This is a genomic window from Halopseudomonas oceani (assembly GCF_002903165.1).
Lineage (GTDB): Bacteria > Pseudomonadota > Gammaproteobacteria > Pseudomonadales > Pseudomonadaceae > Halopseudomonas > Halopseudomonas oceani.
On the sequence record NZ_PPSK01000004.1, the window covers coordinates 81,596 to 107,515 of the forward strand.

At 60.5% G+C, this 25,920-nt stretch carries 22 protein-coding genes; 14 read left to right on the forward strand and 8 right to left on the reverse strand.

Going from position 1 to position 25,920, the window contains the following annotated elements; all coding sequences use genetic code 11:
• The first annotated feature begins 65 nt into the window (after window positions 1–65).
• From C1949_RS06000 to C1949_RS06025, 6 genes are all read left to right on the forward strand, one after another.
• Window positions 66–950: a hypothetical protein gene (locus C1949_RS06000; protein ID WP_104737572.1), complete on the forward strand. Its 885-nt coding sequence runs from the start codon at window positions 66–68 to the stop codon at window positions 948–950.
• Complete coding sequence (locus C1949_RS06005) at window positions 947–2,875, forward strand: ATP-binding protein (RefSeq protein WP_104737573.1); 1,929 nt, start codon at window positions 947–949, stop codon at window positions 2,873–2,875. Before C1949_RS06000 ends, C1949_RS06005 begins: the two co-directional genes overlap by 4 nt.
• 148 nt (window positions 2,876–3,023) lie before the next feature.
• Window positions 3,024–4,583 (forward strand): class I adenylate-forming enzyme family protein, encoded by a 1,560-nt coding sequence (locus C1949_RS06010; RefSeq protein ID WP_104737574.1) that lies wholly within the window; start codon window positions 3,024–3,026, stop codon window positions 4,581–4,583.
• Window positions 4,584–4,926: 343 nt separating this feature from the next.
• Window positions 4,927–5,442, forward strand: a complete 516-nt coding sequence (fabA, locus tag C1949_RS06015; RefSeq protein WP_104737575.1) for a 3-hydroxyacyl-[acyl-carrier-protein] dehydratase FabA — start codon at window positions 4,927–4,929, stop codon at window positions 5,440–5,442.
• Between the two features lie 11 nt (window positions 5,443–5,453).
• Window positions 5,454–6,671 (forward strand): beta-ketoacyl-ACP synthase I, encoded by a 1,218-nt coding sequence (gene fabB, locus C1949_RS06020; protein WP_104737576.1) that lies wholly within the window; start codon window positions 5,454–5,456, stop codon window positions 6,669–6,671.
• A 212-nt stretch (window positions 6,672–6,883) separates the two neighbouring features.
• Entirely contained in the window at window positions 6,884–8,341 is a 1,458-nt protein-coding gene (locus tag C1949_RS06025) for a methyl-accepting chemotaxis protein (RefSeq protein ID WP_104737577.1), read from the forward strand.
• A 51-nt stretch (window positions 8,342–8,392) separates the two neighbouring features.
• Here C1949_RS06025 and C1949_RS06030 read toward each other — a convergent pair whose 3' ends face one another.
• The 5 genes from C1949_RS06030 to C1949_RS06050 all read right to left on the reverse strand — a co-directional run bounded on the left by C1949_RS06030 (window position 8,393) and on the right by C1949_RS06050 (window position 13,651).
• Window positions 8,393–10,444: a TonB-dependent receptor family protein gene (locus tag C1949_RS06030; RefSeq protein ID WP_104737578.1), complete on the reverse strand. Its 2,052-nt coding sequence runs from the start codon at window positions 10,442–10,444 to the stop codon at window positions 8,393–8,395.
• A 358-nt stretch (window positions 10,445–10,802) separates the two neighbouring features.
• Window positions 10,803–11,993 carry a multidrug effflux MFS transporter gene (locus C1949_RS06035; protein WP_104737579.1) on the reverse strand — a complete coding sequence of 397 codons (1,191 nt, stop codon included), beginning with the start codon at window positions 11,991–11,993 and terminating at the stop codon, window positions 10,803–10,805.
• Between the two features lie 170 nt (window positions 11,994–12,163).
• Window positions 12,164–12,397, reverse strand: a complete 234-nt coding sequence (locus C1949_RS06040) for a DUF2789 domain-containing protein (RefSeq protein ID WP_104737580.1) — start codon at window positions 12,395–12,397, stop codon at window positions 12,164–12,166.
• 60 nt (window positions 12,398–12,457) lie between these two features.
• Complete coding sequence (locus C1949_RS06045) at window positions 12,458–12,709, reverse strand: hypothetical protein (RefSeq protein ID WP_104737581.1); 252 nt, start codon at window positions 12,707–12,709, stop codon at window positions 12,458–12,460.
• A 42-nt stretch (window positions 12,710–12,751) separates the two neighbouring features.
• A complete protein-coding gene (locus C1949_RS06050) occupies window positions 12,752–13,651 on the reverse strand; it encodes a DMT family transporter (protein ID WP_104737776.1) in 900 nt (299 codons plus the stop codon).
• Between the two features lie 176 nt (window positions 13,652–13,827).
• On the opposite strand from C1949_RS06050, the gene C1949_RS06055 reads away from it, so the two are divergent.
• On the forward strand, window positions 13,828–14,715 hold the full coding sequence (locus C1949_RS06055; protein WP_104737582.1) for a helix-turn-helix domain-containing protein: 888 nt from the start codon (window positions 13,828–13,830) through the stop codon (window positions 14,713–14,715).
• A 12-nt stretch (window positions 14,716–14,727) separates the two neighbouring features.
• Here C1949_RS06055 and C1949_RS06060 read toward each other — a convergent pair whose 3' ends face one another.
• From C1949_RS06060 to C1949_RS06070, 3 genes are all read right to left on the reverse strand, one after another.
• Window positions 14,728–15,357: a LysE family transporter gene (locus tag C1949_RS06060; protein WP_104737583.1), complete on the reverse strand. Its 630-nt coding sequence runs from the start codon at window positions 15,355–15,357 to the stop codon at window positions 14,728–14,730.
• Between the two features lie 81 nt (window positions 15,358–15,438).
• A complete protein-coding gene (locus C1949_RS06065) occupies window positions 15,439–15,750 on the reverse strand; it encodes a ribbon-helix-helix domain-containing protein (protein ID WP_088275291.1) in 312 nt (103 codons plus the stop codon).
• 47 nt (window positions 15,751–15,797) lie between these two features.
• Window positions 15,798–16,379 carry a DJ-1/PfpI family protein gene (locus C1949_RS06070; protein WP_104737584.1) on the reverse strand — a complete coding sequence of 194 codons (582 nt, stop codon included), beginning with the start codon at window positions 16,377–16,379 and terminating at the stop codon, window positions 15,798–15,800.
• Window positions 16,380–16,748: 369 nt separating this feature from the next.
• Between C1949_RS06070 and tssA the strand changes: the two genes are divergently transcribed.
• From tssA to tssH, 7 genes are read left to right on the forward strand one after another with little or no spacing between them, the layout of a single operon-like run.
• Window positions 16,749–18,233, forward strand: coding sequence for a type VI secretion system protein TssA (gene tssA / locus C1949_RS06075; RefSeq protein WP_104737585.1), 1,485 nt, complete (start codon window positions 16,749–16,751; stop codon window positions 18,231–18,233).
• On the forward strand, window positions 18,233–18,727 hold the full coding sequence (gene tssB, locus C1949_RS06080; protein WP_104737586.1) for a type VI secretion system contractile sheath small subunit: 495 nt from the start codon (window positions 18,233–18,235) through the stop codon (window positions 18,725–18,727). Before tssA ends, tssB begins: the two co-directional genes overlap by 1 nt.
• 22 nt (window positions 18,728–18,749) lie before the next feature.
• Complete coding sequence (gene tssC / locus C1949_RS06085; RefSeq protein ID WP_104737587.1) at window positions 18,750–20,225, forward strand: type VI secretion system contractile sheath large subunit; 1,476 nt, start codon at window positions 18,750–18,752, stop codon at window positions 20,223–20,225.
• Window positions 20,225–20,662, forward strand: coding sequence for a type VI secretion system baseplate subunit TssE (tssE, locus tag C1949_RS06090; RefSeq protein WP_104737588.1), 438 nt, complete (start codon window positions 20,225–20,227; stop codon window positions 20,660–20,662). The genes tssC and tssE overlap by 1 nt, the downstream gene beginning before the upstream one ends.
• A gap of 7 nt (window positions 20,663–20,669) precedes the next feature.
• On the forward strand, window positions 20,670–22,445 hold the full coding sequence (tssF, locus tag C1949_RS06095) for a type VI secretion system baseplate subunit TssF (RefSeq protein WP_104737589.1): 1,776 nt from the start codon (window positions 20,670–20,672) through the stop codon (window positions 22,443–22,445).
• A complete protein-coding gene (gene tssG, locus C1949_RS06100; protein ID WP_104737590.1) occupies window positions 22,409–23,422 on the forward strand; it encodes a type VI secretion system baseplate subunit TssG in 1,014 nt (337 codons plus the stop codon). The genes tssF and tssG overlap by 37 nt, the downstream gene beginning before the upstream one ends.
• The gene (gene tssH / locus C1949_RS06105; protein ID WP_104737591.1) at window positions 23,419–25,920 is read left to right on the forward strand and encodes a type VI secretion system ATPase TssH; all 2,502 of its coding nucleotides are present in this window, start codon (window positions 23,419–23,421) and stop codon (window positions 25,918–25,920) included. The genes tssG and tssH overlap by 4 nt, the downstream gene beginning before the upstream one ends.

Below are 25,920 nucleotides of genomic sequence, written 5' to 3' on the forward strand. Positions count from 1 at the left end.
AGCGTACCCGCATTTCACAGACACGGATTGTCAACATGCCCCTTTGCCGACGCAGGAGCAAGCACGTGAAGCACTGGCTGACAGCACGGCTTCCGGTCGTGCTGCTCTGCTGGTTGCTGGCCCCCATGGCCAGTGCAGCCCAGTACGCGGTCATTGTCCCGGGCAATTCAGCACTGACCCAGCGGTTCGTTGACACCTTGGGCACAGCCCTGCCAAATGCAACCCTGGTGACCCTGTCGCTGGGCGAGGCAATCCCGGTCGGCACCGATGCTGTGATCACTATGGGCCGCAGTAGCCTGGATGACAGGTTGAGACGGTCCGACGCCCTGCCAACGCTGGCGACCTACATCACTGGTGAGAGCCTGCAGGACTATCCACAAGCAGGCCGGCGTTTTCACAGCCTGCTGGCCAACCCTAAGCCCGCTCGCCAGGTTGCCCTTGCCCGGCTACTGGTCCCGGGTGCGCGCCGGATGGGCATACTGATCAGTGCCGGTACCCGTAACCAGTTGCCCGAATGGCAGTTGGCAGTCGAACGCAGCGCGGCAAAGCTGGTCAGTGTCGACGTAACCCCCGAAGACAACCTCACCCGTCAGTTAGTCGACATCATTACCGATAGCGATATATTGCTGGGCACAGACGACTCGCAAATTTACAACGCCGATAACCTCAAGAGCATCCTGCTGACGAGCTATTCGCGCAACAAGGTCCTAATTGGTCCGAGCGCGCCGTTTATCCAGGCGGGCAGTCTCAGCACAACCTACAGCACCCCCGACGATATGGCCCGCAGCGCGGCTGCACTGTTGAGCCGGGGTCTGCCGGACAGCGGCACCACCTACCCGCAATATTTTTCCGTCCTGAGTAACGCCCAGGTCGCACGATCCCTAGGCATTCCGCTACCGGATGAGGCCACCCTCGCCAGCCGTCTGGCCGAGCTGGAGCAAGCGCAATGAGCTTTCTGCAACGTGGAACCATTTACAGTCGCTTGATCCTGATAGCGACATTACCTGCCCTGCTGATGGGCGTGGTCGGGTTTACCTTCTTCACCACTGCCCGGCTCGACGACGTCAACCGAGAGCTGCAGGTAACCGGCCAGTTGATCGCCGACCAGTTGGCACCCGCGGCCGAATACGGGGTCATCAGCGGTAATCTGAGCACCCTGGAAAATCTCGTCAAAGGTGCGCTCAATGTCCCTCACGTGCGTTATGTACAAGTCTACGACCGGGCGGGCAATCCGCTGCTCCGGCTGGATCGCAGCAACGACGAGAAAGACGAACTGCTAGTATTTATGGCAGACATCATGCGTCAACGTATCCCCTTGCAGAGCGACCTGTTCCTGCTCGATGTGCCAACGGCAGCGCAGGATGATGAACAGCGATACCTGGGCCAGGTACACGTTGGCTTAAGCAATGCGGCCTTCATCGAACGCCAGCAGGGCATTCTGCTGAAGACGCTGGTGCTGGCCGCCCTGGTATTGGTCGCAACGCTGGTGCTGGCTATCCGTCTGGCCAAAGCGCTGGCCGATCCAATGGAGCGTATGGGCCAGGCCATTTCGCAGTTGCAGCAAGGCCAGCTGGATACTCGGCTCGAGGTCAGGGACGAGCACGAGATCGGCCATCTGATGCACAACATCAACAGCCTGGCGACGACCCTTGAGCGCGCAGAAAGTCAGCAACAGCGTGCCATGCAGGAGCTGGTTGCAGCCCGAGAAGGTGCGGAGTCTGCCAACCGCGCCAAGTCGGAGTTTCTTGCCATGATGAGCCATGAGCTGAGAACCCCGATGAACGGTGTGCTAGGCATGCTGCAACTGCTGGAAACCACCGAGCTGAATCACGAGCAGAGTGAGTACGTCCATATTGCCGGGGAGTCAACCGACCACCTGCTCAAGGTCATCAATGACATTCTCGACTTCTCGCGCATTGAGCGCGGAGCGCTGGAAATAGAGGAAATCCCGTTCAACCTGCCACAACTGATCAGTTCCTCGATCAACGTCTTCGAGCATACCGCCCAGCAGAAAGGCCTGAAACTGGTCTGCAATCTGACCGGCCGGGAGGTCTGCGAGGAAGTGGTGGGCGACCCGACACGGATTCGCCAGATTCTGGTCAACCTGGTCGGCAATGCGCTGAAGTTCACCGAGCAGGGGCAGATTGCGGTCAACGCCAGCTGGCAGCTAACCAGTACCGACGAGCTGAGTCTTGAGTGCGAAGTGTCCGATACCGGTATCGGGATAGCCCCCGACCGACTGGAGAGCATGTTCGACGCATTTCAACAGGCCGACAGCAGCACCTCGCGGCGATTCGGTGGCACCGGGCTTGGCCTCTCCATCGCCCGCACCTTCGCCCGCAAGATGGGTGGTGACCTTACCGCACGCAGCCATGAGGGCCAGGGCTCCACCTTCGTGTTCAGCATTCCGCTGCGGGCAAAAACAGCATCAAACAGCAGCCAGCCGCATGAGCAACCAGTGCAGACGCACGGCGCACCGCAGCCGGTGCTGCTGGTCGAGGACAACCCGGTTAACCAGATGGTCATCGAAGGCATGCTCAAACAGGCGGATATCCGCGTGGACATTGCTGCCACTGGCGAGCAGGCCCTGCAACTGCTGTGCGAGCGCGCAGATCGCTATGCCGCTATTTTGATGGATATTCAGCTACCGGATATGGACGGTCTAGAAGCCTGTCGCCGCTATCATGCGCATTGCAATGAGCAGAGCTGGACAGCTACGCCCTGTGTCGCACTGACGGCCAGCGCGTTTGATGTTGACCGCCGAGACTGTGAAGCTGCGGGCATGCAGGACTTCCTCAGCAAGCCCGTAAACCGCCAGGCCCTGCTACATGCTCTCGCTCGCTGGATGCACGCAACGGACCATCAACCAGGCTGATCGCTTAACATTTCATCAACAATTAAGCGCTCTGGAGAGCTGGATTCAACTTGACCAAATGCGGAGACTAGTGCGCTCCGTAAAGGTTGTCTCATGACGACACAGGCAACCTGCTCCCACAACCCTAATAATCTCGAGCTTCCAGATCATGTCGACCGTTACCCTTGAATCGCCCTACACAACCCTACCCGCCCTGATTGCCATCCACGGCAAGGAGCGCGCCGAGCACCCGGCGCTGATCGAAGGCGAGCAACGGATGACTTACCGACAGCTGGATGCCGAGGCCAACCGCGTTGCCGCGGCCCTGCAGCGAGATGGGCTGCTGGCAGGCGACGCTATTGCAATCTGTGGCAGCAACTCGATCAACTACGCGGTCCTGTTTGTCGGGGCCCTGCGCGCGGGTGTGACGGTTGCCCCGCTGGCGCCGTCGTCCACACCGGAAAGCCTGCTCGGCATGCTGGCCGACTCCGCCGCCAAACTGTATTTTGCCGACGCCAGCGTACAGAGCGCCATGGCTGGTGTCCGGGATCGTCTGAGCATGCCATTGATCAGCATGGACAACACCGGCGTCGAGCGGCATTACAACGACTGGCTGGCCGAAGATGGCGCCAAGCCAGCCCCAGTAGACATTGCCCCGGAGATGACCTTCAACGTCATCTACTCCTCGGGCACCACCGGCGAACCGAAAGGCATCGTCCAGTCCCATGGCATGCGCTGGTCGCACATTCAGCGCGGCCTGCCGTTCGGCTACGGACCGGACTGCCGGACCCTGATCTCCACCCCGCTCTATTCCAACACCACCCTGGTCTCCTTCCTGCCGAGCATCGGTCTGGGCGGCACCGTGGTGCTGATGGCCAAGTTCGATGCCGAGCGCTACCTGAAGCTGGCCGAGCAACACCGCATCACCCACACCATGCTGGTACCGGTGCAATATCAGCGCATCATGGCCCGCCCTGACTTCGACAGCTATGACCTGAACAGCTACATCATGAAGTTCAGTACCAGCGCACCCTTCCACGCCGAGCTCAAGGCCGACATTCTCAAGCGCTGGCCGGGCGGCCTGATCGAGTTCTACGGCATGACCGAGGGCGGTGGCTCCTGCATGCTGGCTGCACATACCTATCCGGACAAGCTGGCTACCGTAGGCATGCCGCTGGACGGCCACGACATGCGCGTGATCGACGAAGACGGCGTCGAACTGCCACACGGCGAGATCGGCGAGGTAGTCGGCCACTCCCCCGCCATGATGGCCGGTTACCTGAACAAGCCGGAAAAAACCGCTGAAGCCGAGTGGTACGACAGCACCGGCAAGCGCTTCATTCGCACCGGCGACGTTGGCCGCTTCGATGAGGAGGGCTTCCTAACCCTGATGGATCGCCGCAAGGACATGATCATCAGCGGCGGCTTCAACATTTACCCGAGTGATCTGGAAGCCGAGCTGCGCCAACACCCGGACCTGCAAGACGTAACCGTGGTAGGCGTAGCATCCACCAGTTGGGGAGAAACGCCGGTCGCCTATATCGTTCCCTCTTCTGGTCGCACCGTAGACACAGCGCAGGTACAAGCCTGGTTTAACGATCGCGTCGGCAAGACCCAGCGTCTGACCCGCGTGATCATAGCCGACGAGCTGCCGCGCAGCGCCATCGGCAAGGTGCTCAAGCGAGAACTGCGCGACCAGTTCCTCGCCGAGCACGGCGTGCTGGACTGATCTGCCCCCTCCCGCGAAGGCGAGTCAGGACACAGAAACTTTGTCCTGACTCGCCTTCGCGGGTATCCTCAACGCCTCATCGCACGCAAAACGTGGATGTTGTGACTTTCTCGGCAGGCGCTGAGTCTGAGCTTACGCGAGCAAAAAACGCTCAGCAGCCAACCGAAAGCGCAGTGCAGGCAGGCGTACACAGTGCACAAGCTTGACCTAGGTCATGCCAATGGCACAGCCAACGCCCTCCAGCTCATCTATCATGACTGGCCGCGCGCCCTTTCGGATGCTTGCTGACACAGAACAAGCCGAATCAATAGTGCCCCGAGGATGGGGACGAGCAGGAGCCTCTATGACACAACAGAATGCGTACACCCGGGAAGAGCTGCTCAAATGCAGCCGTGGCGAAATGTTTGGCCCCGGAAACGCACAACTTCCCGCCCCCAACATGCTGATGATCGACCGTATTACTCATATCAGCGAGACCGGCGGCAAGTACGGCAAGGGCGAGATCGTTGCCGAGCTGGATATCACCCCTGACCTCTGGTTCTTCGGCTGCCATTTCGAAGGTGACCCCGTCATGCCAGGTTGTCTGGGCCTGGACGCCATGTGGCAATTGGTTGGCTTCCACTTGGGCTGGCTGGGTTACCAGGGTCGCGGTCGTGCACTCGGCTCCGGCGAGGTCAAGTTCTTCGGTCAGGTTCTGCCGATCGCCAAGAAGGTGACTTACACCATCCATATCAAACGCACCATGAACCGCGCCCTGACCCTCGGCATCGCCGATGGCAGCGTGGCTGTCGATGGTCGCGAGATCTACAGCGCTGAAGGTCTGCGTGTGGGTCTGTTCACTTCTACCGATAGTTTCTGAGGATCATCACTATGCGTCGCGTCGTGATTACCGGCATGGGCATTGTTTCTTGCCTGGGCCAGGACCTGGAATCCGTTGCTGCCAGTCTGAAAGCAGGCAAATCCGGCATCCGCTTCAATCCCTCGTACGCCGAAATGGGTCTTCGCAGCCATGTTTCCGGCTCCGTAGACATCGACCTCGAAGCCGCCATTGATCGTAAGGTCAAGCGCTTCATGGGTGATGCAGCGGCCTACGCTTACCTATCCATGCAACAGGCCATCGCCGATGCAGGCCTGGCCGAGGATCAGGTCAGCAACGTGCGCACCGGCCTGGTTGCCGGCAGTGGCGGCGCGTCCACCCTGAACCAGATGGAAGCGATCGACATTCTGCGTGAGAAAGGTGTCAAGAAGATCGGGCCATACCGCGTGCCGCGCACCATGGGCAGCACCGTGTCCGCCTGTCTGGCGACCCCATTCAAGATCAAGGGCGTGAACTACTCCATCTCCTCTGCCTGTGCCACCAGCGCGCACTGTATCGGCCACGCTGCCGAACTGATCCAGCTGGGCAAGCAGGACATCGTCTTCGCTGGCGGTGGTGAAGAGGAACACTGGTCGCAGACCATGCTGTTCGACGCCATGGGCGCCCTCTCTACCCAATACAACGAAACGCCTGAAAAGGCTTCCCGTGCCTACGATGCCAAGCGTGACGGTTTTGTCATCGCTGGCGGCGGTGGCATGGTCGTGGTTGAAGAGCTGGAGCACGCGCTGGCCCGCGGCGCCAAGATCTACGCCGAAGTGGTCGGCTACGGTGCCACCTCCGATGGCTACGACATGGTCGCACCCAGCGGTGAAGGCGCCGTCCGTTGCATGCAACAGGCTCTGGCCACCGTCGACGGCACCATCGAGTACCTGAACACCCACGGCACCTCCACTCCGGTAGGTGATGTTGCTGAGCTGAAGGCGATTCGTGAAGTGTTCGGCGACCAGGCACCGAAGATCAGCTCCACCAAGAGCCTGTCAGGTCACTCGCTGGGCGCTGCTGGCGTACAGGAAGCGATCTACTGCATGCTGATGCTGCGTGACAACTTCCTGACCGCCTCGGCTAACATCGAGGAGCTGGACGAAAACGCGGGCGATCTGCCGATTCTGCGTGAGCGTCTGGACCAGGCCGTCGATCTGATCATGTCCAACAGCTTTGGTTTCGGTGGCACCAACGCCACCCTGATCCTGAAGCGCTGGAACGACGCGTGATCCTGATCCGCTGAAAAAAGCCGCAGCGACACGCTGCGGCTTTTTTTTGCGCACCACAGAGGCGCGATTTCCTCTACCCTTGCACCATAAACATCCCCCCCTCCGAGCCAACCCCGCCAAATACCTCAGCCTCCCGGCATCACGAAATGGCGTGCTTATTGCTTCCTTGTAAATGATGGCAGAGTGACACAAACCGCCTGCAAGGAGCCTATATGGGGATCTTCAATATCGCCCGCTACAGTCGAGAGTCGGGCAGCACCACCGATGCACTGTTCAAGGACCTGAATCTGGCGGCGGATTTGCCACAACACTCCGGCGCGTTTTCTCACCTGAATGCGTTTGCCCGTTCCCTTCAGCAACGCATTACCCTGAGCCTGCATGCCGCCGTCGGCATTGCCGCGCATGCCCCCGAGCTGGCACGCATAGCCGCCGACAGTCGCGCACACGGCGAGCAACTGGCCCAGTCATCCGAGGAAATTGCCAGCGCCACCGAACAGGTCAGCACCACCCTTGACTCCGAACTGGTGCCCGGAGCAACAGCGGTTTCCCAGCTATCCAGCGATGTCAGCACCCAGCTACGCCAGTGCGAGCAAGACAGCAGCAACGTACTTGGACAGGTCGACACCATCAACAACTGCGAGACCGAACTGTCCGCCCAAATTGGCGAAATCGGCAAGCAGCTGGAAGAAATTACTCAAGTCATCGGCATGATTGCCAACATTTCCCAGCAGACCAATCTGCTCGCCCTCAATGCCGCCATTGAGGCGGCCCGAGCCGGCGAACAGGGTCGCGGTTTTGCTGTGGTGGCCGATGAGGTTCGGACACTGGCCGGCAAGACCACTGCGGCGACCGACAAGGTCGCCGAGATCATCGACAACTTTCGCAGCGGCATGCACAGCCTGAACACTGCCAGTACACAGATGCAGGCCGCCGTCGCCACCGGCCGCGAGCGCATCGTCAGCATGGACCGCAGCCTGAGCGAAGCAACCTCCGCCATGGGCCAGCTGGATCAGCGCATCGCTAGCATCGCCAGCGGTGCCGAACAGATTGGTGCTGCGGTGCGTTCGGTTAGCCAGGACGTTCAGAGCGTCGCCGGCGTGGCGAGCTCAATGATGCAAAAGGCCTCCTCTGTGCTGGAACACAGCGAGGCGGTGCGCAGTGAAGGAGACCGCCTGCTCGAGGGCCTTGGTGGCTTCAGGTTGGGCGTGCATCAAGTCATTCGCCAGCGGGTAACCGAGATGGCCGCAAGCGATGAGCTGGCGCGCGGTGGTGCCAGCGCCGAACAGGCTATGCAACGCTGGATCGAGCAGGATGGACGCTTTGAACTGCTCTACCTGGTCGGTGCCGACGGTGTGCAGGTCAGCGAGAATATTCTCAGCGCCGACCTGAAAGATGGTAGTGGCAGCAGTGCGCGAGGCAAAAACTGGTCAAATCGCCCGTGGTTCTCGAACGTACGCGACACGCTCTCGCCGTTCATCAGTGATGTCTATCGCTCCGCCGCAACCGACGGATTCTGCTTCACCCTATCTGCCCCGGTGCTGGATGAACGCGGTCAGCTGCGATACGTCCTGGGTGCTGACATCCGACTTTCTGCTTTGCTCCAGGAAGGACACACGCAGCAGTCGCATGGCAGCGTGAGCACGCCCAGAGCGCATCCGGCCTGGGCGTAAAAACCGATCAGACATAGCCGGGCAGCCCAAATAAGGCTGCCCGGCCTGCACTCAGAAGCGGTAGTTCATACCCACTTCAAACGAGCGCTCTGGGCCGACATAAATCCCCTGACGCAAGCCGGTAATGTAGCGCTTGTCAGTCAGATTCTTTACCGCACCCTGCACGCGCAGATGATCGTTCACCTGGTACTGGGCCAGCAGATCATACAGCGTGTAGGAGCGCATCTGACCTCCCCAGATACCACCTTCGGCACCAGCCGGGATGTCCTTGCGGTTACTCGCGTCACCAAATTGCTCGCCTCGATAGTGCACATTCAGCGCACTGCTGAAACGGCCGTCTGTGTAGTTCAGCCCTGCGTTGGCCAAGTACTCCGGCGCGTATGGCAGACGGTTGCCCTTGTTGTCACCAGAGCGGAATTCGGACTCAGACACCCAGGTCATGTTGGTATCGATGCTGAAGCCACCACCCAGCTCTACGCTCAACGCCGCCTCTAGACCGTAGTGCAGCGTCTTACCGGCGTTGGACTGTGACAGATTCGGATCACTGTCACCCGTAACCACCTGATTATCGAAGTTCATGTAGAAGGCAGTGACGTCGTAGGTGTAGGGTCCGTTGCTGCCACGCAGGCCGAACTCGTAGTTGTCCGAACGCTCACCATCGAGTTTCTGATCTACCAGACCGTCCAGCGCAACGCCGTTGGATGCAGGCGAAAACGCTCTGTACGCACCACCATAAAGCTGAGCAGCAGGCATCAGCTGATAGGTAAAGCCGATCCCAGGCAGCCACTCGGTATTAGAGGTGGTTTCAGACTCCCCATTCTGAGTGAGCACTTTGCGCTTTTGCTCGTAGGACTCAACACGCAGGCCGGGGGTAATCGCCAGCCGCTCGCTGATCACGAAGCGATTTTGCACATAGGCTGCAACGCTCTCTGCGCTGTCCTCACGATGGCGGTCGTTGATACCGGTACGATCCTGGGCGCGCGTGGCCCGAATACGCTTGTCGTCCGATTCTTCCTGCATGAAGCGCAGACCAAACTCGGCCTGGTTGGTCAAACCGAACAGGCTATGGTCCAGCATCAACCGCGTTTCCGCCCCCAGTCGCTCAAAGCTGCGATTGTTACCGGTCAGATCATCTGTATACACCCAGCGACCTGCGGCGTTGGACGCGGCCGTATCGACCGAGTAACGCCAATAATCGCGCGTCATCTCACTCCAGTACACCAAGGTCTGCAAAGTCGCCTGGTCGGACAGGAACCACTCGTGATTGATATCAAATGCGCGGCGATCAGTCAGGAAGTAATCGTCGGGCGCGGGATTGTAGGTACGACCATCCCGGTAGTCCTGCAGAAACATGCCGCGATACGAGATATTCGCGTCGTTCTCGTACCAGGAAAATTTGACGCCGAGGTTCTGGTTCTCTCCGATGGTGCTGCCCGCCTTCAGCATCAAGTCGGTCATATCGTAGTCGCGATCAAGAAAACCGTCGCTGCGCGCCTTGGTAGCAACCAGACCTGCATAGGCATCACCGGAGGAGCTGCGGCCACCGGCTTCAAGCGTCGCCTCTCGGGTGTTGAACGAGCCAATCCGGGTCGACACTGCAACCCCCTCAGGCGTCTTGGTCTTGTAGTTGATCACCCCACCAATAGTCGAGGGGCCATAACGCAGCGAAGACGACCCCTTGAGCACCTCAATACCTTCCATCCGCTGGATACGGGGGTTGTAGTAACGGTCATTTCCGATGAACAGGCCAGGGGCTACCGGAACACCGTCTTCCAGCACCAATGACTTGGATTCACTCGCCGACAATCCACGAATGCCAATGTTGCTGACCACCGCAGACTCTTCCTCGGTCTTGACGTTAATGCCCGGGATACGGCGCAGCACATCTTCGGTCGAACTTGGTTGCAGGCGCTCGATTTCTTCCCGGGTGATAACCACGACAGCACCGGTCTGGCGCGAACGGTCATCGTCACCATAACCGACAACGTCAATTGCAGGCAGGGTCAGCGTAGCTGCAGAGTCTGCGAGCGCAGCAGCAGGCAGTGCTGCGGTAGCTACGGCAATCGCCACGAGATGGCGCGTAAAGAGCGGTGTTGTTTTCATAGCGGATCCTATTACAGAAATGGACTCTCCCCTCCCGGAGAACGCTGAATTGCCAAGCCCAGAGGTGCAGACCAGGCAAATCTCGGGCGCCATATAAACCAAAATGATAAGCATTGTTAATTAGATAGGTGTTTAAGGATATTCCGATAGCGCGTCGCTCGCCCGTAAAACCCTGGGCGCAGACAACGGATACGGCGCAGCGACAAGGCTCGACCGCGCTGTGCGAGCGCCAGGTGACAGAAGCGATTAATGGGGGAAACCAGCCTCACCGAAAACGGGCGGCGGCGCGCAGAGATACAGCAAGAGACACGGAACCGCAGGGGATGTTTGCTGCGCCCTCGCGGCAGCAGCGAGATGGTCAGACGGTATCGGCGAGCTGACGCAGGCTAACCCGTCGTGCCAGTAGCGCCATCAACACCGTCAGCCCCCCACATACGGCCATAACACCCGCCATAGGCATAGCGCTGTCGTTGTGCAGCACGCCAACCAGTGCCGAGGTAATCCCGGCGATAATGAACTGCATGGTACCCATCAGGGCGGAGGCCACACCGGCCTGATGACCATGCCCCGCCAGCGCACAGGCAGAGGCATTGGGTAATACCAAGGCGATGACACCAACGCTGACGTACAGCGGCGGCATGAACAACCACAGACTGTCCAGCCGTAACCAGGCAATCAGCAGCAGCGCCCAGGTTGCCAGCAAGTAAACGGCGGTCATGCGTTTGATCAGCTGCAACTGGGTCCAGCGCCGCAGCAGGCGGCTGTTGAGCTGTGCAGTCAGAATAAAACAGGTGGCAACACTGCCGAACAGCCAGGCATATTGATCCGCCGGCACCTCATACAACTCCATGAAGACATAGGGAGAGCCGGCGATGTAGGCAAACATGCCTGCCATCGCGACCCCGCCGGTCAGCGCATGGAGCATGAACAGTGGCTCCCGTATCAACTCAAGGTAGCGTCCGATGGAGGTTTTCAGCGGCGGTGGCGTCAAGTGTTGCGGCAGTGTTTCCGGCAGGAAGAAATAGACCGCCAAGGCGAAGATCGCCGAGAACAGCGCCAGAAACAGGAAGATGCTTTCCCAGCCGCCAATCAGCAATAACGTACTACCCAGCAACGGCGCCAAAATCGGCGCCACGCCCATGATCAGCATTAACTGGGAAAACGCCTTGGCTGCATCAATCGGCGCGCACAGGTCACGCACTACCGCCCGGTTAACGACCATGCCCGCACAGCCACCCAGCGCTTGGGCAAAGCGAGCAGCCAGCAGCCACTCCAGAGACGGCGCCAGCGCGCAACCCAGCGAAGCGAGGCAAAACAGACCAATGCCAAAAAGCAGAGGCCCGCGGCGACCATAAAGGTCAGCCAAAGGTCCATATATCAGTTGGCCGCTGGCCAGACCGAGAAAATAAACAGACAGGCTCAGCTGGACCTGATCGGTATCCGCCGCAAGCGCCGCCCCGATTGCCGGGAAGGCAGGCAGATACATGTCGATGGCAAGCGGACCAAAGGCACTCAAGCCACCCAGAATGAGCAGAATGTAAAAAGGCATGTAACGGGTGTCCGTGATAGCAATTGCCGTGCAACAGCGCGCACGAGCCGTTGCAGAAACAGTCGGCGTGATTCAGCAGGCTTTCATCATGCCAGAATATGCCGCCCACTGCCCTGCTGTGTCGCTATCACAGACTGCCCCGTCACGCTGGGACAATCGCTGCGCGCCGCTCAGGCCTCGTGCAGACGCGCGTTCAGCTCATCAACCAAAGGCGCCCACTCGGCATCCTCTCGCATCTGCTCGCTGAGAAAGGCCGACTGCGATGGTGTCCAGAACGGTGCATCCACCAGGCGGGTGTCGTGTGCCAGCGAATGGCTGGCAAAAAAGGCATCAATGCTCTCTGCGTCCGACGCCAAACCAAGCTGTTCAAACAAGGTACCGAGGTCTTTCTGGTGCAGTTCCATCGTGTTTCTCCCTGCTGGGGTTGAACTCATATCCTGTTTACACAGAGTAGCCCGCTTGGCTCAAGTTCCTTGCTGGGGAGCTGGATCATAGCGATCAGCAGCGGCCTGCAGCCAGGCTTCCAGATCCTTGCGACGAACCTTTTGCCGCTTCGCCTCGGCCAGGCTGGCCAGCATATAGTCGCGCCAGGCTGGGTCGTCACCGGCCATCGACAGCGCGAGATCACGATCGGTCCAGCGGCGAATGCGTACAAACAACCACCAGTGAAAATACAGACCACTCAGGGTCGCGATCGCAATAATCAGATAATCCATGAATCCTGCTCTTGTCTATTGCTCAGGCCAAGCATGGCACAGTCACTCTCCGACAGGTACCGCTGCGGCGCTGGGTCGCGGGCGGTAGAACATCACCAGATTGCCGAACAGAATCAGCACCAGCCCGACCACCGCCATACCACGCCACTCATAGCCCTCGTACAGCGTCGACAGGCCCAGCGCAATCAGCGGAAACAGCACGGTAGCGTAGGCCGCAGCTCCAGCCCCAATCCGCCCGACCAGCGCAAAATAGGCAGCAAAGCCGATGATCGAACCAATCACGGCCAGATACAGCAACGAGCCAACGTAGGTCACGCTCCAATCGACCACAAAGGCATCACCTCGCACCAGCGCCAGCAACAGCATCGCCAACGCGCCGTACCCCATCGCGTAGGCGTTGGTCGAAAGCACGTCCAGCCCCCGGCGCTGATGGCGCACGCTGATCATGTTGCCGAGCGAGAAGCCATAGGTACCCAGCAGGCTGAGACCAATGCCAGTCAGCACTTGACCGCTGAGGTGCGCCGACTGCAGGTCATGCCAGAACAGGCAAACGATGCCGACCAGACCCAGCAAATTGGCCCAGAGCAGGCGCCGGCCCGGACGCAAGCCGAAAAACAGCGCACTGTTGGCCGCGTTGAACAGGGTTGCCAGCGAGAACAGCACCGACTCCAGACCACTGTTGATATAGGCGTTGGCTGAATAGAAACAGTAAAAATTCAGCCCGAACACGCATACGCCCTGCAGCATGCAGAACAGATGATCACGCCCGCCGATCCGCCGCAATCGGCCCAACAGCGACAGCACCACCAGCATCAGCGCCGCCGCCAGCGCAAAGCGATAGAACACCGAGACCAGCGGCGCAACCGCGCCGGTCTGCATGGAAATGGCGATCCAGGTAGTGCCCCAGATCAGGACGGTAGCGGCGTACAGCAATGCGTTCATGATGCAGTCTCTGGTAATGACAGCCGAGTATCCGCCCTGTGCGGCACAACGGCTTGCACAGCCTTGCTGCCCGCTTGCACGATCCTGCGCATTTCTGCCCAGTGGCTCGTTACCGGCTTGGCGCAGCACCGCAGCCCGCATACCATAGGCGGCAGGTCAGAGCATGCGGGGACACAATGTCAGACGAACGCTTTCAGGTATTTGACAGCCTGCGTCGGCACAACACCCGACTGCAGGACAGCACCCGGCTTGGCAACGGCGTCGGGCTAGCCTCCTGGTACAACGAGCAGGACCTGATCGACCTGGAGAACGCCGATCATCACACCCTCAGCCTGTATATCGCCGATGGCTATCAGTCCTACTTCAAGGGCACCGACGGTTGGCACAACGGCGGCGGCCCGGATCGGCTGTGCCTGATGCCCCGGCAGTACGCCTCCACCTGGAATATCCGCGGCCCGCTGTCGTTCGTTCACCTGTATTTCACCGACGCCCATCTGCGTCAGCTGGCGGAACAGACCTGGGATCGCAGCCCGCTGGCGCTGAGCGTCAACGAACAGCTGTTTGCCGACGACCCGCAGATCGCCCTGCTCTACCGCCATTTTCTGCTGACCAGCAACTGGCACGACCGTAGCGACAGCCTGACGCTCAGCAGCGCCAGCAATCTGTTGCTCAATCACGTCCTCAAACACTACACCCAGGTCAGCTGGCAGGACCCGACGATCAAGGGCGGGCTGGCACCAGCGCAGATACGGCATATCCGCGACTACATCGACAGCCATCTGGACCTGCCGCTGCAACTGGCCGATCTGGCCGCCCAGTGCCAACTGAGCGAATACCACTTCGCACGGATGTTCAAACAGAGTCTTGGCGTACCACCGCACCGCTACGTACAGCAACAGCGCCTGATGAAAGCCCAACAGCTGCTGCGCCACAGCACCGCCAATCTGTTGCAGGTCGCGCTCGCCTGTGGCTTCAGCTCTGCGGCCCACTTCAGCAACCGCTTCCGCCAGCACACCGGTGTCAGCCCGTCGCAGTACCGCAACCGGTGGCAGCAGGGACGCTGAGCCCCGCCACCATCAGGCCGTACGACGCACCAGCGTCAACATCCCCGCCGCAGCGGCGAACAGCCCGGCAAAAGTACGATTGAGCAGGCGCTGCTGGCGTGGCGAGCGCAACAGGCGAAGCACCCGCGCTGCCAGCCCGGTGTAACCCGCCATAACGATCAGATCGACGGTAATCATGGTCAGCCCCATGATCAGGTACTGGCTCAGCAATGGCTGAGAGACATCCAGAAACTGCGGCAGCACCGCCAGCATGAACACCACCGCCTTGGGGTTGCTCGCATTGATCAGCAAACCACGAAACACCAGCGTCAGTGGCTGACCCAGTGCACGTGGCGCATGTGTCTCATCCACCTGCATGGTCGGCGCCCGCCATTGGCGCAACGCCAGATACAGCAGATAGAGCACGCCGAACCACTTGATCAGGCTGAACGCCAGCGCCGAGGTTGCCAGCAGCGCGCCGACACCTGCCGCGACCACCGCAATCTGAATCACCAGCCCCAGCTGCAGGCCCAAGGCCGTCCAGTAACCACGAGCAAAACCGTAATTCAGGCCGCTGGACATCGACGCAATGGCACCGGCACCCGGCGACAGGCTGATGATCCAACAGGCAACAAAAAAGGCCAGCCAGGTTTCGATCGACATCGAACGGCTCCAGAAAATTTCAGGGAAGCACTAATGCTAGCAAAACCATCGACGGCCGGAGCGATACAGCTGGCAGCGCATTCAGCCCTGCGCTGTACTGCGCCCCACTACCGCCAGAGGAACCACCCGCGCCTCGCGCTGGGCCAGATAGCGGGTACAACTCACCCGCAGAAAGGATGCGAAGTTGACTACTTCGCCGCGCAGCTCCATCACCTCGTCGTACAACTTGGTGATCAGTTGATTGGTGGTCATGTCATCCACCTCGGCGATCTCCTGCAGGATGTCCCAGAACTGATTCTCCAGTCGCAGGGTGGTAACCACACCGCGAATACGCAGCGAACGCGAGCGCGACTCATACAGAATCGGGTCCGCTTTTACGTAGAGTTCACACATACAGATCTCCTGTACAGGGGCTGACCGCAGCCAGCCCCCGGCAGCAATCAGAGCTCGATTCGGGCACCCAACAGCTTGACGAATGCCGCCAGCCAGCGCGGATGCGACGGCCAGGCCGGCGCAGTCACCAGATTACCCTGAACATAGGCCTGATCGGCAGCGATATCGATATAGGTACCGCCCGCCAGACGCACATCCGGCCCGCATGCAGGATACGCACTGCACTCACGCCCTTCCAGCACGCCAGCAGCAGCCAGCAGCTGCGCACCATGACACACCGCAGCAATCGGCTTGTTGGCCGCATTGAACGCCTGCACCAGCGCAATTACATCGGCGTTCAGCCGCAGATACTCCGGTGCTCGACCGCCCGGAATCACTAACCCCACATAGTCATCGACCTTTACGCCAGCGAAGTCGTGAGTCAGGGCAAACAGGTGGCCCGGCTTCTCGGTGTAGGTCTGATCACCCTCAAAATCATGGATTGCCGTCTTCACGGTCTGACCAGCCGTCTTGTCCGGACACACCGCATGCACCTCATAGCCCAGCATGCTCAGCGCCTGAAACGGCACCATGGTTTCGTAGTCTTCGGTAAAGTCGCCAGCCAGCAGCAGAATTTTCTTGGTGGACATCACGGTACCTCCTTGCGGGTGTTTGAGCTTTCATCATGCGCCCATGCGGATGACAACGGGTAACAGCCGGTTACTACATTCTCTTTATGTCAGCTCATGCTGCCTGGATCACAGATTTCACACTGCACCAGAGGCTGCAAAAAAACACGATAAAACGGCCCAAGAAAGCCCCATAACCCCTTGATTTAAATATTTTTAAAAAAACAAACCAGCCAGAACAAACAGCTCAATGTCCAGCGTAGACGCGAACCTGGTCACAACCCTGCCATTTGTCGCACAGGTGTCCACTCTCTAGCATGCGTCAGCCAGGGCCAAGTCGGCCGACGGGGCGGACAGGACGTCCGCCCGCACCATGCAAAGGACGCTCGCATGTCGTTAACCGCAGACACCACCAGCTCAGCCGCAAATGCGGCCGACCTGCGCGATAGTGACACCTACTTTCAACTCGAGCAGGTGTTCTCGCAGCTGGACTCCCCCCAGCAACAAGCCGCGCCAGACTGGCAACAACTGGCCGACAGTGCAGAACAACTGCTGACCCGGAGCACCGACCTGCGCGTCGCCTGCTGGCGAGCCTTCGCCTTGCTGCGGCTGCGCCGGCCGGAGCCGTTGGTACTGGCCATGGGGCAACTTGCCGTCTTCATCAACAGTGCCTGGCACAACTGCCTGCCGACACGTGAACGAGGCAAGTTTGCGGCACTTCAGTGGCTGTATTCGGCGCTTAGCCGGGAGCTGGACGCCTCCCCCCAAATGGCAGACGAACTTGCCACATTGCAAGCGGCTGCCTGCCAGATCAGTACGGCCCTGCAAGCATATTCGGCAGAACGAAGCCACGACTGGAAGCAACTGGCAAGCAGGCTGCAAGCCGGTCCCAGCGAGCCGCCGACCAATCCAACGCCGGTAGTCCGCGCGCCGAGTAAACCAGTTTCAGATCCGACATTCTCCGGGCCGGTCGACACAGACCGCCAGGCCCAGCAGCAGCTGCGCCGCCTGCAGGAAGCCGCCGCGCCACTTCTGGACTGGTGGCTGACCCAGCCCGAGCGCCGCGCCTGCGCCGTAGCGCTGAGCCGGTCCCTGACCTGGGCGGGTATTTATCAGGTACCGCAGCACGACAACAAACAACACACCAACCTGCGGCCACCACCGGCCGAGCGCCTGAGCCACTGCGAGTCCCTGTGGCAACAGTCAGCACACTCCGCATTGTTGCAAGACCTCGAAACGAGCCTGCGCAAGGCACCGTTCTGGCTTGATGGTCACTTTCTTGCCGCGCGCTGCTGCGACGCGCTGGCAGACTCACAGGCCGCCGCCAGCATCCGCGGACAAACCCGTTTGCTGCTGCAACGGCTGCCCATGCTGGAACAGCTTTGCTTTGATGACGGCACCCCCTTCGCCACGCAGGCCACGCGACGTTGGCTGACTGCCGCAGCGACACCCAACCCCGACTCCACAGCGCCAAAGAGCACTGACACCAAGGACCTGTTGACACTGCTGCACAACGACGGCTTTGACGTTGCGGCCAAAACACTGGCGCAGCGGATGCAGACGCAAAATGGCGAACGTCAGCGCGCCGTAGGTCGCTTGCAACTCGCCAAGCTATTGCTGGCTGACGGTCAGAGCGACCAGGCCCGCGATCTGCTGGAGCCGCAACTGTCGCAGCTACAACACAGCATGCCGCTGGCCCTGTGGGACCAGCAGCTACTCAGCGACACTCTGGACCTTTTGCAACAAAGCCTCGCCGATCAACGCGACGAGAGCAGTCGGCAGCGGCGCCGCACGCTGCAACAGCAACTGCGCTGGCTGAACCTTGAACACACCCTTGACCAGGCCGCCCGGCCTGCCCAGCACGGAGAAACCTGATGGCCAAAGACAGCACCGTGGCCCCCCGCGAACGCATCAACGTGACCTTTACCCCGAATACCGGGGATCAGCAGGAAGACGTTGAGCTGCCGCTCAAACTGATGGTCCTTGGCGACTTCACTCTGCGACAGGACGAACGTAGCGTTGAGCAACGCAAACCCATCTTGATCGACAAAACCAGCTTCGAAGACGTGCTGGCGAAACAAGACCTGCACCTTAACTTCAACGTCGCCAACCGGTTGCAGGATGACGATTCGGACAGCGCGCTCGCGGTCGAACTCAACATCGGCTCAATGCGTGATTTTAACCCGGCCAGCATCGTGGAGCAGGTTCCAGAACTGCGCCAACTCATGGAGCTGCGTGAGGCGCTGGTTTCACTCAAAGGCCCGCTCGGCAACACCCCGGCTTTTCGTCAGGCGATTGAAGCCCTGCTGCGCGATGACCAGTCGCGCGAGCAGGTGCTGACCGAACTTGGCCTGGCGCCAACCCCGTGATGAGCCAACAGGAGCCCACCTTATGAACAGCCAACCCGCCGCAACGGCGAGCAGCCCAGTCGCCACCAGCAGCCTGCTTGATCGCGTGATCGCTGAAACCCAGCTAACGCCAGAGGACGACTCCTACGCGATCGCCCGCCGTGGCGTAGGTGCCTTTATCGCTGAACTGCTCAAACCTCAAAACGATCAGGAGCCGGTAAAAAAAGCTCTGGTCGACCGCATGATCGCCGAGATCGACAGCAAGCTGAGTCAGCAAGTCGACAGCATTTTGCACCACCCCGACTTCCAGCAACTGGAGTCAGCCTGGCGCGGCCTGCACCTGCTGGTCGAACGCACTGACTTCCGAGAGAACATCCGCATCGAGCTGATCAATGTCTCAAAGCAGGACCTGCTCGACGACTTTGAAGACAGCCCGGAGCTAGTGCAGTCCGGCCTGTACAAACACGTATACACCGCCGAATACGGTCAGTTCGGCGGCCAACCGGTCGGCGCCATGATCGCCAACTACCAGTTCGGCCCGGGCACCCAGGATATTCGCCTGCTGCAACAGGTCGCTGGGGTTGCGAGCATGGCCCACGCGCCTTTTATCGCCGCCGCAGGCCCTGCATTCTTTGGACTATCCAGCTTCAGCGGCCTACCCGATATGAAGGACTTGAAGGATCACTTCGACGGCCCACTGTTCAGCAAATGGCAAGGCTTTCGGGAAAATGAGGACGCCCGCTATGTGGGCCTGACATTACCGCGCTTCCTGCTGCGTACGCCCTATGATCCGGAGGATAATCCGGTTCGCAGCTTCAGCTACCGAGAAACCGTCAGCGACAGTCATGAAGACTACCTCTGGGGCAATACTGCATTCGCGTTCGCCAGTCGCTTGACCGACAGTTTCGCCCGCTATCGCTGGTGCCCCAACATCATCGGCCCGCAGAGCGGCGGCGCCGTTGACGACCTGCCGCTGCACCACTTTTCCAGTATGGGTGAAATCGAAACCAAGATACCCACCGAAGTGCTGGTCTCGGATCGGCGAGAGTACGAGTTGGCCGAGGCGGGCTTTATTGCCCTGACCATGCGCAAGGGCAGCGACAACGCCGCCTTCTTCTCCGCCAACTCGGCCCAGAAACCCAAGTTTTTCGGCAACAGTGCCGAGGGCAAGGCCGCGGAGCTTAACTTCAGGCTTGGGACACAGCTGCCCTACCTGTTCATTATCAACCGGCTTGCCCATTACCTGAAGGTACTGCAGCGCGAGCAGATCGGCGCCTGGAAGGAACGCACCGACCTGGAGTTGGAGCTTAACCGCTGGATTCGCCAGTACGTAGCCGACCAGGATAACCCGAGTGCCGAAGTACGCGGTCGTCGACCGCTGCGAGCTGCTGCCATTGGGGTTGAGGATGTCGCCGGGCAACCCGGCTGGTATCGGGTCAGCCTGAGCGTGCGTCCCCACTTCAAATACATGGGTGCCGATTTCACCCTGTCGCTGGTTGGCAAGCTGGACAAGGATTGATGGCCAAGTCCGGATATGGCTCTCTGCTGGAGCGATTAAGCGGCATTGCCCAGTCGCGCGCGGGCATGGCAACCGCCGATGCCGTCAGCGCATCGGTGACCGCGCAGCTGGCGCGCATGCTCAGCACCCGGGCGGGCAGCGTGCAGATGCTGCCCGACTACGGGTTGCCTGAGCTGAACGATATGCGCCTTACGCTACACGACACCCGGCAACAGGCGCGAGCAGCGATAGAGCGCTTCATCGACCGCTATGAACCCAGGCTGTGCGATGTACGGGTTGCCAGCCAGCACGACGCCAGCGACCCGCTTCGCCTGGCGTTCACCATCAGCGCCCGGCTCAACCTTCCTGAACTGCGGCGGCCGGTGACCTTTAACGTGCAACTTGACGGCCGGGGACACGCCGCAGTGACCCTGCTAACCGAGCGCCCCGACACCTGACCCCACCATGACTTTCAATCACTACTTTCAGAGCGAACTGAGCGCCCTTCGCGATCAGGGCCGACGTTTTGCCGAACACAACCCGGCGCTGGCTCCCTATCTCGCTGGTACCAGCACCGACCCCGATGTCGAGCGACTACTCGAAGGGGTCGCCTTCCTGACCGGACGCCTGCGGCAAAAGCTCGACGATGAACTCCCCGAGCTGACCCACTCGCTAATGCAGCTGCTGTGGCCCAACTGCCTGCGCCCCATGCCGGCGGTTGCCATGCTGCAGTTCGAGCCTCTCAAGCGCCCACTGAGTGAGCTGACTGTCGCGCGTGGCACCGCGGTCGAGTCTCGCCCAGTTGATGGCATTCGCTGCCGCTTTCGAACCACAAGCGACGTCGCTCTGCTCCCCCTTGAGCTGACCGGGTCCCAATACCATAGCCACGCGACTGGCGCCCGACTGACTCTACCGCTGCAGATGGCCTGTGAAGGCAGCCTGGCGGATCTAAGTCTGCATCGCCTGCGCCTGCATCTGGGAGGCAACTCATATTCGAGTCATCAGTTGTATCTGCACCTGTGTCGCCACTTGCACAGCATTACCTTGCAGCCGCTCGACGCCGCCGGACAGGCGCTCGGCGACACCGCGGTCTGTCGCCTGCCGCCCAGCCGGCTGCAGGCGAGCGGCTTTGCCAGCGATGAGGTACTGCTGCCGGACAGCGACCAGGGTTTCAGCGGGTATCATCATCTGCGCGACTACTTCGCCTTCGCAGAGAAGTTTCTGTTTGTTGAACTATCCGGGCTCGAGCAACTCGGCGAACTGGGCGATCAGGTGCTCCAGCAGGCTCGCGGCCTGCGTATCGAGTTCGATTTACGTCACCCGGACTGCCGTCAGCTGACACCCGACGCCAATATGGTCCAGCTGTACTGCTCCCCGGCCGTTAACCTGTTCAGCCACGATGCCAGCCCGATCCGTCTGGATGGCCGGCAGGATCGCTATCTGTTGCGCCCGGCCGGGCTATCGGCCAGCCAATGCGGAGTATTCTCGGTTGATCGGGTAACCGGCTGGAAGCCGGGCGGGATGGGCTATCGAAACTACGTTCCATTCGAATCCTTCGAGCATGATCACCAGTTGGGCAGTCCGGATGCGCCCCCCCACTACAGCCTGCGCCAAATTCCTGCGCTGCAAGGTGATGCTCTGGAAACCCACCTGTGCTTTGGCCATCAACAACAGGACCAGCAGGAAACACTGTCGATTGAGCTCACCTGCACCAATCAGCAATGGCCGAGCAAGCTGGCCCAGGGCGACATCTGCCACCCTGGTGAAGGCACACCCGAGTTTGTGCAGTTTCGCAATATCGGTCGCATAACCCCGAGCTACGCACCTGCCCTGCACAAACAGGGGCTATGGCAGCTGATCAGCAGCATGGCGCTCAACTACCAGACGCTCGAAGACATCAATGCCCTGCGCGAAGCTATCAACTGTCACGACCTGCCGCGGCACTTTGATCAGACCGCGGCCAAGGTCAGCCAGCGTCGCTTGACCGCCTTGCGCGCGGTGCGTCACCACCCAACCGATCGTCTGTTCCGCGGGCTTCCGGTTCGCGGTGTGCAATCAGAGCTGGAGGTCGATGCCGATGGCTGCAATGGCCCGGGCGCCCTGTTTCTGTTCGGCTCGGTATTGAATGAATTTCTGGCCCAGCACGCGGGCATCAATACCTTTCACGAACTGTCCATCACCAGCCTGCAGGGAGAGCGCTATCAATGGGTACCGCGCATGGGTCAACAGCCCCTGTTTTAATTCGACTACAACGGGACATCCAGCACTACAGCCTGTATCAGGCGCTGCTGTGCCTGCTTGATCAACTGCAACAGATGCACCCGAGTGATACGCCCGAGGCGCTTTATCGCCGTATCCGCTTCTGCGCCAATCCCGCGCTGGGATTCGCCGCCCGTGATATAGAGCAACTGCGCATTGAGGAGAACGAAAGTGGGTTGCAGTTTATCCTGCAGCTGAACCTGATTGCGCTCAGCGGCGCCAGCTCACCGCTGCCTGCCCATCAGGTAGAGCAGGCACTGGGAGATGATCAGGCCAGCAACAGCGTGCGCGCCCTGCTTGACCTGTTCAATGACCGTCTGCAGCGTCTGCTGCTGCCGATCTGGCAGAAATACCGCTACTACAGCCGCTTTCGCTGCGGCGCCAGCGATGTGCTGTCCACCCGCCTACTGGCCCTCGCCGGCCTGCACGGGGAACCCGGCTCAGCAACGCTGCAACCCCGTCGCCTGCTCCCCAGTCTGGGCCTGATCAGCCGCCGCGCCCAGTCGGCTGACAGTGTCACCGCGGTGTTGCGCCACTACTTCCGTTACCGGCGAATAGAGCTGGAACAATGCTTGCCACGCTGGGTGTCCATACCCAGCGAACAGCGCTCTGCACTGGGACTGGCAAATAGCACGATTGGCAGCGAACTGGTGCTCGGCAGGCAGATCAGAGATGTCGGTGGCCGTTTCCGGGTTCACCTGCTGCAGCTCGACTGGAACGACTTTCATCGGTTTTTGCCACCGGGCCGGGACCATCGGTCCCTGCGCGAACTAATCGCCTTCCTGCTTCGCAGCCCACTGCAGTACGACGTTCGCCTGCAGCTGCAAGGCAGTGAAGTGCGTGCCCTGCAGTTGGGCAAACGTAACCCCTGTCTGCTCGGCTGGACAACCTGGCTCGGCCGCCCCAACGGCGATCCGAGCATCCTTTTAAATGCACCGGACCAAGGATGGCCTGCATGATTCCGATTGATCTTCACCAGCTCATCAACCTACTCAGCGACGACCTGCGCAGTGATCTGGAACAAGCAGCAGAGCACTGCCTGCAACGCGGTGGTGCCAGCGTGCAACCGGAGGACCTGCTCTGGGCACTGCTGCAGCGGACAAACAACCTGCTCGCTCAGCTACTGGCTGCCAGCGGCCAACCAGTAGACGCAATCCTGTCACGCTGTCAGCTGGCCACAGAGTCTGCTTCAACCAGTCGCAACCCCGGCCTGTCTGTCACGCTGGTCACCTGGCTACAACAGGCGCTGTTGATCGCCAGCACCGAATTGCAACAGCAGCAGGTCGACCAGCCCGCGCTGTTACTTGGCTGGCTGCGCAACCCGCTGCTGCACCCCGATCCGCTGGCCGGCATCAACGCCGAGCAGATACAACAACTGGCTGACGGCAGCCCGGCCAGCAAAAACGACACCCCCTCGCTGCTTGAATCGTTCACGCATGACCTCACCAGACAGGCCGCTGACGGCAAACTCGATCCGGTCCTGGGACGTGAGCGCGAAATCCGCCAGTTGGTCGACATCCTTTGCCGCCGCCGCAAAAGCAACCCGGTGATTATCGGCGACGCAGGGGTTGGCAAGAGCGCACTGGTTGAGGGGCTGGCCCAGCGCCTTGTCGCCGGCAGCGTCCCGGATAGTTTGCGCGGCTGGCGCCTTTTGAGCCTCGACCTCGGGCTCCTGCAAGCTGGCGCGGGCGTGCGTGGCGAGCTGGAGCGTCGCCTGCAGGGCGTGCTCAGCGCGGCCAGTGATCCGGCCAACCGCATCATTCTGTTTATCGACGAAGCGCATACCCTGATCGGGCACGGCGGTGAGGCCGGCACGAGCGATACCGCCAACCTGCTCAAGCCCGCCCTCGCCCGCGGCGCCCTCAAGGCAATCGCCGCGACCACCTGGAGCGAGTATCGCCGTCATATAGAAAAGGACCCAGCACTGGCCCGTCGCTTTCAGCCATTGCAGCTGCGCGCGCCAAGCTCCTCCCAGGCCATCACGTTACTTCGCGGCTTGGCCCCCCGCTACGCCGACAGCCATGGACTGCACGTGTGCGACGACGCCGTGGTTGCTGCCGTCGAGCTGGCAGCCCGTTACCTGCCAGACCGCCAGTTGCCCGACAAGGCAATCGACCTGCTCGACACAGCCTGTGCCCGGGCCCGGGTAAACCTGGCCGCGGCGCCTGCCACGCTGGACCAGTTACACGCAGCACTGGCTGACGGCACGCGCCAGCGAGAGGCCATCGAACGCGATCAACAGTTTGGCCTGCCCACTGACGGTGAACTGCTCGATCAATTGCACAACCGACACCAGAAAGACAGCAACGCGCTACGCAGTCTGCAGCAACAGTGGAGCGCGCAACGGGAGCTGGCACTGCAGTTAGTCAGCCAGCGCCACCAGACCGATGTCCCTCACACCGAACACCGTCAGGCGTTGCGGCAGCTGCAGCAGGAGCAGGCGCTGGTCTCGGCGGAGGTGGACCGCAATGCCATCGCTGAGGTAGTCAGCGAGTGGACCGGCATTCCGTTGGCGCAGCTACGCGCGCACTACCACGAACGCATCACCCGTTTCGCCGAAAACCTGACCGGCCGCCTGCATGGTCAACCAGAAGCTATCAAGCAACTCGACCTCTGTTTGCGGGCCAGCACGCTGGGTTTGGCGAGGCCGGACCGCCCGGCCGGAGTATTCCTGCTAACCGGCCCCAGCGGTGTCGGCAAGACCGCAACGGCCGAAGCCATTGCCGACCTGCTGTACGGCGGCGAGGCCTTCCTTACAACCATTAACATGGGCGAATATCAGGAGCGTCATAGTCTGGCTCGCCTTATCGGTGCTCCACCCGGCTATGTGGGCTACGGTGAGGGCGGCCTGCTGACCGAAGCCGTGCGACGCAAGCCGTACTCGGTCGTTCTGCTGGACGAAGTCGAGAAGGCGGACCCGCAATTGCTCAATCTGTTCTACCAGATATTCGACAAGGGGCTGGCCACCGACGGCGAAGGCCGTGAAATCGACTTTCGCAATACCGTCATTCTGCTCACAGCCAATCTGGGCAGTGAACAAATAGACCACCTCTGCCGGGACGACGCGCGGCCCACTCCCGGCCAACTAACCGATGCCATTCGGCCTAGCCTGGAAGCCCATTTCAAGCCCGCTCTGCTCGCCCGAATGCGCGTTCTGCCTTACTACCCCATAACCACAGACAACCTGCAAGCTATTGCCAGCCAACGGCTGGACGCACTAATCCAGCGCCTGCAGAACTGCGCCGTTCACTGCCGGTTTGACTCGCAATTACCGCCGCTAATCGCTGAGAGGTGCATGCAGAACGGCGGAGCTCGAGGGGTTGAACGTTGGATTGAGGACCAAGTGATCAGTTGCATCGCCGACCGGCTGCTACAAACGGACCAGGCAACCCCAGCAGCGACGAAGCTGTACGTTAGCGTCGATACAGAAAGGATGGTTCGCTGTGAGCTCGCGTGA